Origin of the sequence: Defluviimonas aquaemixtae (genome assembly GCF_900302475.1) — a bacterium.
GTDB classification, from domain to species: Bacteria; Pseudomonadota; Alphaproteobacteria; order Rhodobacterales; family Rhodobacteraceae; genus Albidovulum; species Albidovulum aquaemixtae.
Genome location: NZ_OMOQ01000001.1, coordinates 2038197 through 2053426 on the forward strand (window position 1 = coordinate 2038197; position 15230 = coordinate 2053426).

Annotated in this window: 15 protein-coding genes; 7 read left to right on the forward strand and 8 right to left on the reverse strand. The window is 65.3% G+C overall.

Annotated elements, in window-relative coordinates; translation table 11 throughout:
• Positions 1-127 precede the first annotated feature (127 nt).
• A complete protein-coding gene (locus DEA8626_RS10010; RefSeq protein ID WP_245890820.1) occupies positions 128-2362 on the forward strand; it encodes a glycosyltransferase in 2235 nt (744 codons plus the stop codon).
• Between the two features lie 6 nt (positions 2363-2368).
• Here the strand turns inward: DEA8626_RS10010 and DEA8626_RS10015 are convergent, their stop codons facing one another.
• The gene (locus DEA8626_RS10015; protein ID WP_108853415.1) at positions 2369-3010 is read right to left on the reverse strand and encodes a GntR family transcriptional regulator; all 642 of its coding nucleotides are present in this window, start codon (positions 3008-3010) and stop codon (positions 2369-2371) included.
• A gap of 116 nt (positions 3011-3126) precedes the next feature.
• Between DEA8626_RS10015 and DEA8626_RS10020 the strand changes: the two genes are divergently transcribed.
• Complete coding sequence (locus tag DEA8626_RS10020) at positions 3127-3774, forward strand: pyrimidine 5'-nucleotidase (RefSeq protein ID WP_108852814.1); 648 nt, start codon at positions 3127-3129, stop codon at positions 3772-3774.
• Between the two features lie 73 nt (positions 3775-3847).
• Positions 3848-5044 (forward strand): UbiH/UbiF family hydroxylase, encoded by a 1197-nt coding sequence (locus DEA8626_RS10025; protein WP_108852815.1) that lies wholly within the window; start codon positions 3848-3850, stop codon positions 5042-5044.
• Between the two features lie 3 nt (positions 5045-5047).
• Here the strand turns inward: DEA8626_RS10025 and DEA8626_RS10030 are convergent, their stop codons facing one another.
• From DEA8626_RS10030 to DEA8626_RS10040, 3 genes are all read right to left on the reverse strand, one after another.
• Positions 5048-6178: an aminotransferase class V-fold PLP-dependent enzyme gene (locus tag DEA8626_RS10030; protein ID WP_108852816.1), complete on the reverse strand. Its 1131-nt coding sequence runs from the start codon at positions 6176-6178 to the stop codon at positions 5048-5050.
• A 165-nt stretch (positions 6179-6343) separates the two neighbouring features.
• Positions 6344-6802, reverse strand: coding sequence for an Lrp/AsnC family transcriptional regulator (locus DEA8626_RS10035; protein WP_108852817.1), 459 nt, complete (start codon positions 6800-6802; stop codon positions 6344-6346).
• Positions 6799-7257, reverse strand: a complete 459-nt coding sequence (locus tag DEA8626_RS10040) for an Lrp/AsnC family transcriptional regulator (protein WP_108852818.1) — start codon at positions 7255-7257, stop codon at positions 6799-6801. The genes DEA8626_RS10035 and DEA8626_RS10040 overlap by 4 nt, the downstream gene beginning before the upstream one ends.
• 127 nt (positions 7258-7384) lie before the next feature.
• On the opposite strand from DEA8626_RS10040, the gene ilvC reads away from it, so the two are divergent.
• The gene (gene ilvC, locus DEA8626_RS10045) at positions 7385-8407 is read left to right on the forward strand and encodes a ketol-acid reductoisomerase (protein WP_108852819.1); all 1023 of its coding nucleotides are present in this window, start codon (positions 7385-7387) and stop codon (positions 8405-8407) included.
• Between the two features lie 37 nt (positions 8408-8444).
• Here ilvC and DEA8626_RS10050 read toward each other — a convergent pair whose 3' ends face one another.
• Positions 8445-8648, reverse strand: coding sequence for a hypothetical protein (locus DEA8626_RS10050; protein ID WP_108852820.1), 204 nt, complete (start codon positions 8646-8648; stop codon positions 8445-8447).
• A 214-nt stretch (positions 8649-8862) separates the two neighbouring features.
• Between DEA8626_RS10050 and DEA8626_RS10055 the strand changes: the two genes are divergently transcribed.
• Genes DEA8626_RS10055 through DEA8626_RS10065 form a run of 3 tightly spaced genes read left to right on the forward strand, consistent with a single transcriptional unit; the run spans position 8863 to position 10975 of the window.
• Entirely contained in the window at positions 8863-9546 is a 684-nt protein-coding gene (locus tag DEA8626_RS10055; protein WP_108852821.1) for a molecular chaperone DjiA, read from the forward strand.
• 6 nt (positions 9547-9552) lie between these two features.
• A complete protein-coding gene (locus tag DEA8626_RS10060; protein WP_108852822.1) occupies positions 9553-10584 on the forward strand; it encodes an endonuclease/exonuclease/phosphatase family protein in 1032 nt (343 codons plus the stop codon).
• 43 nt (positions 10585-10627) lie between these two features.
• Entirely contained in the window at positions 10628-10975 is a 348-nt protein-coding gene (locus tag DEA8626_RS10065; RefSeq protein WP_108852823.1) for an AAA+ family ATPase, read from the forward strand.
• 33 nt (positions 10976-11008) lie between these two features.
• Here the strand turns inward: DEA8626_RS10065 and DEA8626_RS10070 are convergent, their stop codons facing one another.
• From DEA8626_RS10070 to DEA8626_RS10080, 3 genes are all read right to left on the reverse strand, one after another.
• Positions 11009-11278, reverse strand: coding sequence for a cupin domain-containing protein (locus DEA8626_RS10070; RefSeq protein ID WP_108852824.1), 270 nt, complete (start codon positions 11276-11278; stop codon positions 11009-11011).
• A gap of 139 nt (positions 11279-11417) precedes the next feature.
• A complete protein-coding gene (locus DEA8626_RS10075) occupies positions 11418-12965 on the reverse strand; it encodes a Ppx/GppA family phosphatase (protein WP_108852825.1) in 1548 nt (515 codons plus the stop codon).
• 70 nt (positions 12966-13035) lie between these two features.
• Positions 13036-15201, reverse strand: coding sequence for an RNA degradosome polyphosphate kinase (locus DEA8626_RS10080; protein WP_108852826.1), 2166 nt, complete (start codon positions 15199-15201; stop codon positions 13036-13038).
• Between the last annotated feature and the right edge of the window lie 29 nt (positions 15202-15230).

Here is a 15230-nt window from a genome sequence, read left to right on the forward strand (position 1 = left end):
ATCGGCAGGCACAACGGCCGCACCGTCCCGAAAAATGACGACGTGCCAGCAATCTGCGGCCCAACGTTAACCCCCCGTTAACCAGCTTCGACCGAGGCTCGGGCGACCGATACACTACGGGACCGCCATGCCGCCTGCCGCGCCTCATCTGCGCCTTGTTGCCCCTTCCGGCGCGCCGAAGCCGGCAGACGTTCCGCTGTTCGGTCCGCGCGCGACGCGCCAGCCGGCCCGCGCGAAACGGCGGCCGCTCGGCCAGATCCTGATCGACATGAAGGCGGTGGAGCCGGGCAACATGCTCAAGGCCATTGCACTCAGGGACCGCGAAGATGCCCGGCTCGGCGACATCCTCTTAACCCGGGGATGGGTCAGCGATGCCGACCTGATGGCCGCGCTGTCGCTGCAATGGGGTGCGCGGCCCGTCGACCTCGTCGACAGGCCGCCCGATGCGCGGCTGCTCGACTCACTTGGTGCTGAATTCTGCCTGTCGCACGGGGTCCTGCCCTGGCGTCGCATCGGCGGCGCGGTCGTTCTGGCGACGTCGCGGCCGGAGGAGTTTGCCGCAACCCGCGCTGCTCTGCCCCCGGGACTTGGCCCCGTGATCATGGCGCTGGCACCTGAGCGCGACATCCACGAGGCGCTGATCGCGGCTCGCCAGACCGCTCTCGTGCGCAAGGCCGAGACGCGCGTGGCCGAAGCGGACAGTTGCCGCAGCCAGGACGGCACGCGCGCCGCGCACCGCGCACTTATCCTGCTGACACTCTGCGCAGCCGGTCTGCTGGCCGCGCCGATGGCGGTCTTCGCGCTGGCGGCGCTCTGGGCCGTCGTCACGCTGACCGCGACGACGGGGCTGAAACTCGCCTGCTTCCTCGCGACGCTCCGCGCACCCGCCCCGGCGCCCCGCGTGCACGCCCCGCTGCCGCGCCTGCCGGTCGTCTCGATGATGGTGCCGCTCTATCATGAGGACGACATTGCCCCCCGGCTGATCCGCCGCCTTGGCCGGATCGACTACCCGAAGGAGCTGCTCGACGTGCTTCTCGTCGTCGAGGAGGATGACCTGCGCACTCAGGCGGCGCTTGCCGCGCGCCTGCTGCCGCGCTGGATGCGGGTGGTCACGGTTCCCACGGGGCCGATCCGGACCAAGCCCCGGGCGCTAAACTACGCGCTCGACTTCTGCCGCGGCTCGATCATCGGCATCTGGGATGCCGAGGATGCGCCCGATCCGGGACAAATTCATGTGGTGGTACGCCGGTTCAGCGAGGCAGCGCCGGACGTGGCCTGCCTGCAGGGCGTGCTCGATTTCTACAATTCGCGCCACAACTGGCTGACGCGCTGCTTCACCATCGAATACGCCGCCTGGTTCCGCGCCATGCTGCCCGGCCTCGCGCGGCTCGGTTTCGTCGTGCCCCTGGGTGGCACGACGCTCTATTTCCGCCGCGACCTGATTGAGGAGCTTGGTGGATGGGATGCGCACAACGTGACCGAGGACGCAGATCTGGGCCTCAGGCTCGCGCGCCGCGGCTACCGGACCGAAATCATCGACACCGTGACCGAGGAGGAGCCGAACGCCCGCCCCTTCGCCTGGATCCGCCAGCGGTCGCGCTGGCAGAAAGGCTACGCGATGACCTGGGCGAGCCACATGCGCGACCCCGCGCGACTCTGGCGCGACCTGGGGCCAAAGCGGTTCTGGGGGATTCAGGTCCTTTTCATCGGTTCGCTGTCGCAAAGCTTCCTGACGCCGGTCCTGTGGTCCTTCTGGCTCCTGGCGCTGGGTCTGCCGCATCCGCTCGAGCCGATGCTGCCGACCGGCGCGATGCTGGCGCTCGGCACGCTCTTCCTCGCGGCGGAGCTCGTCAATATCACGGTCGGGCTCTGGGCGACACGAGGGCCCAAGCATCGTCACCTCATGAAATGGGTGCCGAGTCTGCACGTCTATTTTCCGCTCGCAGCGCTCTCAAGCTACAAGGCGCTCTACGAATGGGTGACGCGGCCTTTCTACTGGGACAAGACCGCGCATGGCGCGGTGAGCGAGGCGACCGGCGAGAGCCCGGAGCTCTTGCCGATTCTGCTGCTCACCCGGCCAGTCCACGTGCCCGATACGACAGATCCAGCCTTATTCTTTCCCAACCGTCCTGCGCATGCGGAGATGCCCGCCCGGCTGCACCTCAGCACGCCCGCCCTGGCTGCGACCGGAACTGACGATGAAGAAACATCCGTCTACCCGGTGCTGACGATCGTGAGCACGGGCGCCGGCGCAGGGAACAAACGCCGCGCAGACCGCAAGACATACGTGCCCGGCACCGCCATCGCCCAGGCGTGGGCGCGATCGTCCTTGGAAACCCAGCTCAGTTTCGCGGGGTTCTGAACCCGCTCAGCCCCCTTCGAGGTTGCACCCGGAGCCCGCATCCAGCTTGAGCCTCGTTTCGAAAGCCTTCGATATGTGGGCGCGCAGCGCGTCTTGCGCGCCGATTCCATCGCCCGCCGCAATCGCTTTGACGATCGCAGCGTGTTCGCCAAGCGCCGCAGCCCCGCGCCCCTCCGCGGCAAGCGACGTCGTAGCCAGAAGCGCCATCGAGCGGTGCACGAGGTCGAGCTGCTGGACAAGGTACCGATTGTGCGAGGCAAGGTGGATCTGCTTGTGAAACCTCCGGTTGGCGCGGCTCAGCGCGGCCGGGTCATCGAGATGCGCATGGTCAGCCTCGACCAAGTCGCTCAGGACCTTGACCTCTTCCGGCGTTGCGTGCTTTGCGGCAAGCCGCGCGGCCAGTCCTTCGAGCTCGGCGCGCACGACGTAGAGCTCCGCGAGCTGGTTGTGGTCGAGCGAGGCGACGATGAGCGAGCGCCCGTCGCGCGTCAGCATCGACTGCGTCTCGAGCCGCTGCAGCGCCTCGCGCACCGGCGTCCGCGATACTCCGAAACGCTCGGCCAGTTCCGCTTCCACCAGCCGATCGCCGGGCTTGTAGACCCCGTTGTCGATCGCCTCGAGAATAAGCGCATAGGCGTCTTTCTGCATCGGCGTCACTCCCCGCCCGAAACCTCGCTGGACGAAGCGCGAGCCTATGCGGCGAACCGCGCGCATGGCAAGCCGATCCGTTGCGGCCATGCGCGGCAAGGCGTAGTCTCCGCCCCATGCATGCCGCCGCCTTCGCCCATGTCGAGAACTGGGTCTTTGACCTCGACAACACGCTCTATCCGCCCGAGGCGCGGCTCTTCGACCAGATCGAAATGCGCATGACGGCCTATGTCATGCAGATGCTGGGGGTGCCGCGACGCGAGGCCGACCGGCTTAGGGCGCACTATTGGAAGCTCTACGGTACGACGCTTGCCGGCCTCATGCACGAACACGGGCTCGACCCGGATCCCTATCTCGTCGACGTCCACGACATCACACTGGACCACCTGTCGCCGGACGCCGCACTCACGGACGCGATCGCGTGCCTTCCCGGCCGCCGGATCGTCTACACGAACGGCTCGGCCAGCTATGCAAACCGGGTGCTTGACGCACGCGGGCTGACGAGCGCCTTCGACGCGGTCTACGGCGTCGAACATGCCGGCTACCGGCCGAAGCCCGAGCGACGCGCCTTCGAGGCCGTGTTCGCCCGCGATGGCATCGACCCCACCCGCGCGGCAATGTTCGACGACGATGCGCGCAACTTGTCCGCGCCGCACGAGATGGGGATGCGTACGGTCCATGTCGCGGCCGAGGCCCATGCCGCGCCGCATGTTCACCACCACACCGACGATCTGGCCGGCTTCCTGACGCCTCTTCGCCGATGACCGGGACAGCTTGCCGCTTGGACGGCGGGCGGCCGCCGGTCTATCGTCTCGCCCTAGGCAAAGGGTGAGAACGATGCGAGAAACGACCGACATCCTGATTTCCGGCGGCGGGGTTGCCGGGTTGACTGCGGCCGCGGCCTTTGGCGCGGCGGGCCTTGCGGTCATCTGTATCGATCCCACCCATCCCGTGACCGAGGCCGAGGGCGAAGGCGCCGATCTCAGGACGACCGCCTTCCTTCAGCCCGCCCGGACGGTGCTGGACGCCGCGGGGCTCTGGTCCCGGCTCGCGCCTCATGGCGCCGCGCTGAAGATCATGCGCATCGTCGATGCAGGCGGCGAGACGCCCGAGCCACGCATCGTGAAGGACTTCGATGCAGCCGAGATCGGCGCGGAGCCCTTCGGCTGGAACTTTCCGAACTGGATGCTCCGGCGCGAGATGGTCGCGCGGATCGCCGAACTGCCGAACGTGAGCTTCCGGCCCGGGATCGCCACGCGCTCGGTCCTGACGCGTGAGGGCGCGGCTTTAGTGACGCTTTCGGATGGCACGCAGGTTTCCGCCCGGCTGCTCGTTGCTGCCGACGGCCGGGCGAGCCCGGTGCGCGAGGCTGTGGGCATCGGCGTTAAGACCACACGTTACGGGCAGAAGGCGCTTGCCTTCGCGGTCACTCATCCGATCCCGCACCGGAACGTCTCGACCGAGATCCACCGCTCGGGCGGGCCGTTCACGCTCGTGCCCCTGCCGGATCGCGACGGATTGCCCTCGTCTGCAATCGTGTGGATGGAGCGGGGGCCGGAGGTGATGCGCTTGGCCGCCCTGCCGGTCGAGGCATTCGAGACGGAGATGCTTCAGCGGTCCGCAGGGCTCTTCGGCCCGCTGACGCTTGTCACGCGGCGCTCCGTCTGGCCGATCATCAGCCAGATTGCCGACCGGTTCGATGCCGAGCGGACGGCGCTTCTGGCCGAGGCCGCCCATGTCGTTCCGCCGATCGGGGCGCAGGGGCTGAACATGTCGCTCGCCGACCTCGCCTGCCTACTCGAACTTGCGAAGGCGGCGCCCGACCGTCTGGGCGACCGGGCCATGCTGACGACCTATCACCGGCGCCGCTGGCCCGAGGTAAAGGCGCGCGTGGCGGGGATCGATCTTCTGAACCGCACGTCGATGCTTGGTGCGCAGTCCTTGCGCAACCTGCGCGCGGGGGCGTTGAATGCGCTCTATTCGTTCGGACCTGTCCGCCGGACGCTGATGAAAGCAGGGCTCGGGATGCGCTAAGCGTCAGCCCATCGCCGCATCGAGCGCGCGCTTCACCCGCTCGACCGTCCCTTCGACGTCGTAGAGCTTGTCGAGCCCGAAGAGACCGATACGGAAGCTTCGATAACCTTCGCCCTCGCCCACCTGCAACGGCACGCCGGCCGCGATCTGCACGCCGTTGGCAGCAAATTTCTTTCCATTCTGGATGTCGGGATCCTCGGTGAAACTGACGACGACGCCCGGCGCGCCAAAGCCGTCTGCCGCGACCGACTTGATCCCACGCGAGGTCAGTTCGGCCCGAACCGCGTTGCCAAGCTTCCACTGCGCCTCGCGGAGCTGTTCGAATCCGTACTCTCTCGTCTCGTTCATCGTATCCCGGAACGCCCGGAGCGCGTCGGTCGGCATCGTCGCGTGGTAAGCGTGCCCGCCGCCCTCGTAGGCCGCCATGATCGACCGCCATTTCTTGAGATCCATCGCGAAGCTCGACGAGGTTGTCTCTTCAAGACGCGTCGCCGCCGCGTCGGAGAGCATCACAAGCCCGGCCGAGGGCGAGGCCGACCAGCCCTTTTGCGGCGCGGAGATCAGAACATCGACGCCGACTTCCTTCATGTCCACCCAGACGCAACCGGAGGCGATGCAATCGAGCACGAAGAGAGCGCCCACCTCATGCGCAGCCGCGGCCAGCGCCTTGAGATAGTCGTCGGGCAGAATCATTCCCGAGGCAGTCTCCACATGAGGCGCAAAGATCACGTCGGGTCGTACCTCGCGGATCGACTTCGTGACGTCCTCGATCGGCGCTGGCGCGAACGGGGCTTGGGCATCGTTGCCCGCCCGGCGCGCCATGGCGACACTGGTTTCGCGCGCAACGCCGCCCATCTCCAGGATCTGGGTCCAGCGGAAGGAAAACCAGCCGTTGCGGATGATCAGCACTTGTTTGTCACTGGCGAATTGCCGCGCGACGGATTCCATCGCGTAGGTCCCGCCGCCCGGCACCACCACGACCGCCTCGGCATTGTAGACTTCCTTGAGCGTCGATGAGATATCCCGCATCACGCCCTGGAAAACCTGACTCATGTGGTTGAGGGAGCGGTCGGTGAAGACGACCGAAAACTCCTCGAGCCCGTTGGGGTCGATGTCGGACAGAAGCGCGGGCATGGGGACCTCCGTTGCTGGTTGACCTTCGCCTAGCGCATGGGCGCTGCAAAGGCAAAGCCGGTTGCGACATCCTGCGGGTCATTTCGCGCGGCGCTCACCATGCCGGCGGGGCAGGCAGCCCCCGGAAGCATCCGGAAACAGAGGAAGTTGCCGTGCGTCTGCCTGTCAGCCGAGGGGCCCCGGCCGGCGTTCCTCCCCGAGGAGGACGTTGGCCTCGACCTGACCCACACCCGGCAGAGTCATGATCCGGCGGCGCAGGACGCGTTCGAAATCGGCGAGGTCGCGGGCGGTGACGCGGAGGCGGTAGTCGTAGAGGCCGAGGACGTGCTGGACGGTCTGGACCTCGGGGATCGCGGTGGCGGCGCGCTCGAAGTCTTCGAGGCTGACGCGACCCTTGGTGGCGAGCTTGACGCCGAGGAAGACGGTCACGCCGAAACCAAGCGCCTCTGCGTCGAGGTCAATGCGCCGACCGGCGATGACCCCGGCATCTTCAAGGCGCTTGATGCGGCGCCAAGTGGCGGGTTGACTGAGCCCGAGTACGCGCCCGACTGCGCCCGCGCTTTGGGTGGCATCCGCGACGAGAGCGCGAAGGATCGCCCGGTCGGTGTCGTCGAGCGCAATCACAGCGGCAGACTCCCCGTTTCTTTGATCGTCGAGACGAGCATCAGGCTTTCGATATCGGCGATATGGGGCAGCGTCAGGATGCGATCGCGGTAGACTTCCTGATAGTGCCCCATGTCGCGGGCTATGACGTTCAGACGCACGTCGACGCGGCCGAGAAAGGTCTGGATCTCGATCACCTCGGGAACCTCGCGGGCAGCGGCGAGGAACTCGTCGAAGGCGCGCGGATTTGTCTTGTCGAGCGTGAAGCGAAGCGAGACTTCCACCGCCCAACCGAGCGTGCGCCAGTTGATCGTGGCGTGCTGGCCCTTGAGAATGCCGGCCTCGGCGAGCTTTTCGAGCCGCCGCCAGCATGTCGCTGCCGTGACGCCTGCCCGCGCGGCCAGGTCCGCCGTGGCGACGCCGGGTTCGGCCAAGAGCTGACGAAGGATGCGGCGATCTGTGTCGTCGATCTGCATGAAAGTTCAACGTTATCGCATATTGGCGAATACTTATTCGCATACCGGTGCGCATGCGTCAAATTTTGAACGGGAAATTGCACGCGAACCCGTATCTTCGCCCACGGAAACAAGAAAGGAGCGCCCGATGCGCGTCTATTACGATCGCGACTGCGATATCAATCTCATCAAGGACAAGAAAGTCGCCATTCTTGGCTACGGCTCGCAGGGCCACGCCCATGCGCTGAACCTGCGGGATTCGGGCGCGAAGAACGTTGCCATCGCACTTCGTGAAGGATCGCCCTCTGCCGCCAAGTGCGAGAAGGAAGGCCTCAAGGTCATGGGAATCGCCGAGGCGGCGGCCTGGTGCGACCTGATCATGTTCACCATGCCGGACGAATTGCAGGCCGAAACCTACAGGAAACACGTCCACGACAACTTGAAGGAAGGCGCGGCGATCGCCTTCGCCCATGGGCTCAACGTCCATTTCGGCCTGATCGAGCCGAAGCCGGGCGTCGACGTCATCATGATGGCGCCGAAGGGCCCCGGCCACACGGTGCGCGGCGAGTACGTGAAAGGCGGCGGCGTGCCTTGCCTTGTCGCAGTGCACAACGATGCCACCGGCAAGGCGCTGGAGATCGGACTGTCCTACTGCTCGGCCATCGGTGGTGGCCGGTCGGGAGTTATCGAGACGAACTTCCGGCAGGAATGCGAGACCGACCTATTCGGTGAGCAGGCGGTGCTCTGCGGTGGTCTCGTCGAGCTTATCCGCATGGGCTTCGAGACGCTCGTTGAAGCGGGCTATGAACCCGAGATGGCCTATTTCGAGTGCCTGCACGAGGTGAAGCTGATCGTGGACCTGATCTACGAAGGCGGCATCGCCAACATGAACTACTCGATCTCGAACACCGCGGAATATGGCGAGTATGTCTCGGGACCCCGCATCCTGCCCTACGACGAGACCAAGGCCCGGATGAAGGAGGTTCTGCAAGACATTCAAACCGGCCGATTTGTGCGAGACTTCATGCAGGAGAACGCGGTTGGCCAGCCGATGTTCAAGGCAACGCGCCGCTTGAACGACGAACACCAGATCGAGAAGGTGGGCGAGAAGCTCCGCGCGATGATGCCCTGGATCTCAAAAGGCAAGATGGTCGACAAGAGCCGCAACTGACGCCGGACGCGGGGCCTCGGCGACGGGGCCCCGCCGTTCAGATCGACTTGCTTTGCCCGGCGATGCCGCAGCGGTAGCGTTCGATCCGGTAGTTCGGATGATCCACTTGCCAGCGCGCAGCCTCGGCCTGGCCCATCACCATGCAGGTCATCAGCGACACGTCTTGCGCATCGTAGAGCATCGAGACCTCGCGGCAGTCACTGCCGCTGATCAGGCATGCCGAAATCAAAAGTTCGATCACCGTATCAACTCCTACAGAGACGCGGCAAGGTGCCGCTTGCCGCTATCATGGCAGCCATCCGTGAGCGAAACGTGAGCGAAACGTGCGGGAAACGTGACCATGTCGCGGAATCATCTGGGCATCGGACGACGCTGTCGCGCTTGCGAATCCGGCCACAATGTCGCACCCGACGGGATACGCTGACAACGCTCGGATGCGCCGCTAAGCTATTGCCATGTCGATCTGGACCCGCATATCGGACGCGTTGGCCGCGCTCGCCAAGGGCGAGGCGCTGTCGGCCGTGTTCGACCGGCTGCGTACGCCGCCTGAGCGCTCGGTGGCCTTCGCGATCGCGGTCATCGCGCTTGGCGCGAAGATGGCCAAGGCCGACGGGCTGGTCACCCGCAACGAGGTCATGGCCTTCCGCGAGGTTTTCACGATCCCGCCGGCCGAGGAAGACAACGCCGCCCGCGTCTTCAACCTCGCGCGGCAGGACGTGGCCGGCTTCGAACTCTACGCGCAAAAGATCGCCCGCATGTTCGGCGCGGGCGATCCGGTGCTCGTCGACCTCCTCGAAGGGTTGTTCCACATCGCCATGGCCGATGGCGACTACCACGCGCACGAGGATGCCTTTCTGCGCGATGTGGCAAGGATTTTCGGCGTGGATGAACGCTGTTTCCGTTCGCTTCTGACCCGCTTCGTACCCAATGCACCGCGCGACCCCTATGACGTGTTGCGCGTGCCGCGCGACGCGCCGATTGACGAAGTTCGGGCCGCGTGGCGCCAGGCGGTGCGCGATTCTCACCCTGACCGGATGCGCGCGCGCGGACTGCCGGAAGAAGCGCTGCGGCTCGCCGAACAGCGCCTCGTCGACGTGAACCGCGCTTGGGAGGAAATCAACGGTCGGCGGGCGGCCTGACCCCGGATGCGCATCGCGACCTACAACATCGAGTGGTTCACGAACCTCTATGACCGCGACGGTGAGCTTCTCGAGGATGGCGGCTGGTCGGCGCGCTACAACGTGACCCGGGCGGACCAGCTCACTGCGCTGGGCATCGTCTTCACCGCGATGGATGCCGACGCCGTGATGATCATCGAGGCGCCTGACAACAATCGCCGCCACAAGACCGTCGACATGCTCGAAGCTTTCGCCACGCGGTACGAATTGCGCACGCGCAAGGCGCTTCTGGGCTATGAGAACGGCACGCAGCAGGAAATCGCGCTGCTCTACGATCCCGACCGGCTGTCGGTCCGGCATGATCCGATCGGCGTATCCGGCAACTCCGGCAGCCAATTCGCCGCCCCGCGCTTCGATACAAGCTACCGGATCGACCTTGACATCGACGCCACGCCCGAACATGTGCGATTTTCGAAGCCGCCCTTGGAGATCGCTGCGAACACTCCGGGCGGCCGCGTCTTCCGCATGATCGGCGTTCACGTGAAGTCGAAAGCGCCGCACGGCGCCCGCAATGACGAGCACGCGCGCCGCATTGCGATCGAGGCGCGGCGCAAGCAGCTTGCCCAGTGCATCTGGCTGCGCGAACGGGTGGTCGAACATCTGGAGGCGGGCGACAGTCTCATCGTGATGGGCGATTTCAACGACGGGCCGGGGCTCGATGAATACGAAAAGCTCTTTGGCCGCTCGGGGGTTGAAATCGTGCTCGGCTGGGACGCGCCCGAGAACCAGCAGTTGCACGATCCCCATGCGCGCGTGGCCTTCGCCAAGAAACTTGCCGCAGCGCCAGTGTCGGCACGGTTCTATCTCGACGATCAGGGGCGCTATTTCTCGGCGCTTCTTGATTACATCATGGTCTCGCCCGATCTGTGCGCGCTCGACCCGAAGTGGCGGATCTGGCACCCGTTCGACGATCCTGACTGTTACAGGGTCCCGGAACTGCGCGAGGCGTTGCTGACCGCCTCGGACCATTTTCCCGTGACGGTCGACCTGGCGCTCTGAGCGCGGACTGTAAAATCTGGGCTGGGTGGCCTATATTTGGTGAATGAAACGACTAGCCGCGTTCACCATTGTCATCGCGACCGCCTTGCCCCCTGGCGCGGGTGCCCAGGACAAGGACACCGAGCAAGGATTCAGCCTGCTCGGAGAAGGCGCGAGGATAATCCTCCGGTCGATGATCGACGAGATGGAACCGGCGCTTAAGGATCTTAGGCGGGATTTCGGCGACGCGATGAACGAGATGGGCCCCGCGCTGCGCGATCTGGCCGCCATGATTGGCGATCTCCGCAACTATCATGCGCCAGAGAAGCTGCCGAACGGCGACATCATCCTGCGCCGCAAGACTCCGCTGGAAGACCGCCTGCCCGCGCCGGGTGAAGAGATCGAGATCTGAGCACACCCGAATCGACGGAAGGTCGTGCGTGTGTCATATCCGTGTCGCGTCACTCGACTGGCATGAAGTCGATCGGCCTTCGAAATGCACGAAGATCGTGACGGGTCCGTCGCCCGGGGTGGCCTCGTCGTGAATCTGGTCCGCAGGCTGCATCCAGTAAGACTCCGGCCCGTGCACCTCGCTGGTCGCCTCGTCCTCGCCCTCAAGCCGGTGCATCGAATGCCCCTCGACGATGACCGCGTGGTAGTTCGAGGAATGCGTGTGCATGGGTGAGCGGTAGCCCGACGGAAACCGGAGCATCATGCCGAACGGCCCGACCTCCGGGTTGCCTCAGTGGACCGAAAGTTCCGCATCGACGCTTTCGCCGGTCGGCACGAATTCAAGCTCGTCGTATTTCCGGATCACGCAGTCGCCGTCCTGCGCACGCGCGGGGGGTCTGCGCTCAGTCCCTGATGGCGCTGACCTTGCCTTCTGACCCGAGCGCATCGGCGAGCGACTTGAACCGCGCCTCGGCGACCTCGCCGAATAGCGCCCGTGCCTTCTTGCGCAGCTTCAGTTCCAGCACCTTCTTCTTCGGGCGCCAGACGAGCCCACCCGCATCCTCGGGCGAGCGGATGGCGAACATCGCGCCGAAGCGCATTGCCTTACCCAGCACCTCCGCCTCGCGCAGTTGCTTCTCGGTGAGGAGCCCGAAAAGCGGCTCTAGCCGCGAACCGGCACGCGAATTCTTGTAGCGGTGGAGAAGCGCAAGGCCCAAAAACACCCGCTCGGAATGGCTGAGCCCGCCGAGATTGGCCCGCGTCGCGTTATCGAAGCAGACCTCGGCGCGGTAGTCGGGATGCGCCCTCCAAGTCGTGTCGTGCAGAAGACAGGCCGCCCGGACCATCCGAAGACGGTCGTCGGAGGCACCGTTGAAGACCGGCAGAATGAACTGATAGAGCTGTTTGCCGAAACCCGGCATCCGCGCCATCGTGCGCTCCGCATGCCGGCAGGCCTCGATCAGCGGATCGCGCCTGCGCTGCCGTTCGGACATCTGCTCGTAGAGCATCCCCTCGCGGATGCCGTAGGACGAAACGTCGATCTCCTTGGGGCGAAACCGCCGCACGAGCTGCTTCAGAACCTGACTCGCAAGAGGGACGAGTTCCATCCGCGCGGCCGACGTGCCGGTGCGCGCGCGAAGGGCCGACAGATCGTTTTCGCCGATCCAGGCAATCGTCTTAAGAAGCTCGCGCGGTCGCATCCGATATTCATGGAGCACCGTCAGCGGATAGGCCCGCCGCTCCATGTCGAGCCGGGCGATCGCACGAAACGACCCGCCGACGAGGTAGATGCGCTCAAAGCCGGTTCCCATCTCGGCTGCGAGCCCGTCGATTGTCTCGCTGATAAACTTGGCGATGCCCTTCTTGCCGCCGGCCACCTGTTGCAGTCGGAACGGCCCGAGCGGCGATGTCACGCGCTGACCCACCTGCCCCCCGGAGACCTCTGCAAGTTCCATCGAGTTGCCGCCTATGTCGCAGACGAGCCCCTCGGCCTCGGGCCAGCCGAGGAGCACGCCCTGCGCTGACAGCCGCGCCTCCTCTCGCCCATCGATCACGCGAAGCCGAAGCCCCGTCTGGTTCTCCACTTCGGCGCAGAAATCCGCCCCGTCGGCAGCTTCACGCACGGCTGCGGTGGCAACGCAGTTCAAGGGCGGAAGCTTCATGCCATCTGCAAGTGCCGCGAACCGCTTCAGGGCGGCAAGCGCGCGTTCACGCCCGCGCTGATGGAGCCGACCGGTCTGCGCCAGCCCCTGACCGAGACCGGCCATCACCTTCTCATTGTAGAAATAGGCGGGGCTTCGGGCCGCGCCGTCGAACACCACGAGCCGGACGGAGTTCGACCCGACATCGATCACCCCGACACGGTCGAGCGCGCGCGCCGAAGGGTCTTCGAACAGCGGCCGATCGAACAGCAGCCGGTCGTCATCAGTCGTCGCGGTTTCGATGTCCATGGTCTTTCCTCCGCGCCGCTTTTGCGTGGCCGTGCGACCGGAATCGCGCTTGCGTGCCAAGCTCTACCCTTCAATCCATCGCATGGGCAAGTTTCGGAACGTCCTTCGCTCCGGCCGATCCCCTGCCCGACAGGGACGGATTTTCCATGAAGAACCGGTGACAGTTGAACAGATCGTCACGCCCTTCGGGCAGGTCGCGCAGGTAACGCCCGTCAGGACCGAGCACCCAGCTTTGCGCCTCATCGGCGAGGTTCGCTGCCATGATTTGGCTGACGATCTGCGCCTTGACGGTGGGATTCGTCGCCTCGACCAGCGTCTCGACTCTCCGGTTCAGGTTGCGGCCCATCCAATCGGCCGACGAGAAGAAGACGCGCGCGCCTCTCGACGGCAGGCCGTAGCCGTTGCCGAAGCAGACGATGCGCGAATGTTCGAGAAACCGCCCGACGATCGATTTCACTCGGATGTTCTCGGACAGGCCCTTGATGCCCGGCCTGAGGCCGCAGATGCCGCGGATAACGAGATTGATTTTCACCCCGGCCTCCGAGGCGGCGTAGAGCGCGTCGATCACGCCGGAGTCGATCACCGAATTCATCTTGGCCCAGATCTCCGCGGGCCGTCCAGCGCGGGCGTGACTGGCCTCTGCCGCGATGAGCTCAAGAAGTCGCGGCTTCAGCGAAATCGGAGAAATCGCGATATTCTCGAGCCCCTCGGGCTGCACGTAGCCGGAGAGATAGTTGAAGACCTTGGTCGCGTCCCGGCCCAGCGCGGGATCGCAGGTGAAGAACGAAAGGTCCGTGTAGATCCGCGCCGTGATCGGGTGATAGTTGCCGGTGCCGTAGTGGGTGTAGGTGACGAGGTGATCGCCCTCGCGCCGAACGACGGTCGAGATCTTGGCGTGCGTCTTGTAGTTGATGAACCCGTAGACAACGTGCGCGCCTGCGCGTTCCAGCCTTCGCGACTGGCGGATGTTGGCGGCCTCGTCGAACCGGGCCTTCAACTCGACGAGCGCGGTCACCGACTTGCCGCTTTCGGCCGCCTCGCAGAGCGCCGCGACGATCGGACTGTCCTGCGACGTGCGGTAGAGCGTCTGCTTGATCGCCAGGACGTTCGGATCGCCCGCCGCCTGGCTGAGGAAGCGGATCACCATGTCGAACGTCTCGTAGGGGTGGTGCAGGAGCATGTCCTTCTGGCGGATCGCCGCGAACATGTCGCCATCGTGGTCCTGCACGCGTTCCGGCACGCGCGGCGTGAAGGACGGCCATTGCAGGTCGCGGCGGCTGTCCAGGACAAGCTCCTTCAGGTCGGCCATTCCGACCATGCCCTTGACCTCGACGACCTCGTCGGACGTGACGGCGAGTTCGTCCATGATCAGCGCGCGCAGATCCTCCGGCGCTCCGGCGGTGATCTTCATGCGGATCACCTGCCCGCGTCTTCGGCGCTTCAGGGCGGTCTCGAATTCGCGCACGAGGTCCTCGGCCTCGTCCTCGACCTCGATGTCGCTGTCGCGCAGCACCCGGAAGGCGCAGTGCCCGGTGTCGCGGTAGCCGGGGAAGAGCGAGCCGAGATGGAGAAGCAGCAACTCTTCCATCGGCACGAATCGCTTGCCGCCCGGCAGCGCGACGAAACGGTCGATCTGCTGGGGGATCGGCAGGAGCGCCTGAAGACGGCGCCCGTCGGTCGCGCGCTCAAGCTCGAGTGCGAGGCAGAAGCCCGTGTTGGGGATGAACGGGAACGGATGGGCGGGGTCGATCGCGAGCGGCGAGAGGACCGGAAAGACCTTGTTGAGGAAGTAGTCGGCCAGGAAGGCCCCGTCCTTCCTGTTCAGCTTGGATCGCGTCAGAAGCGCGATCCCCTCCGCCTCCAGTTCCTTCTTTAGCTTGTTCCACACCGTTTGCTGGGTGTGCAGGAGCCGCCGCGCATCGGCGTTGATGAGCGCGAGCTGTTCGGCGGGGCTCAGCCCGTCGTCAGAGAAAAGCACGTTGCCTTCGCGCACGAGCTCTCGCAATCCGGCGACCCGTACGGTGTAGAACTCGTCGAGATTGGTGGCAGAGATCGACAGGAACCGCAGCCGCTCCAAGAGTGGAACGCGCGGATTGCGCGCCTCGTCGAGGACGCGCCAGTTGAAGGCAAGCCAGCTGAGTTCGCGATTGAAGAAGCGCTCCGGGCCGGTGAGCGCTTCAGCGGGCAGGGCCGCCGGGGCGGAAAACGGAGCTTTGAGAAAATCTGCCTGTGTCATGCTCGGCTTATGTTCTTCCCGTGTAACAG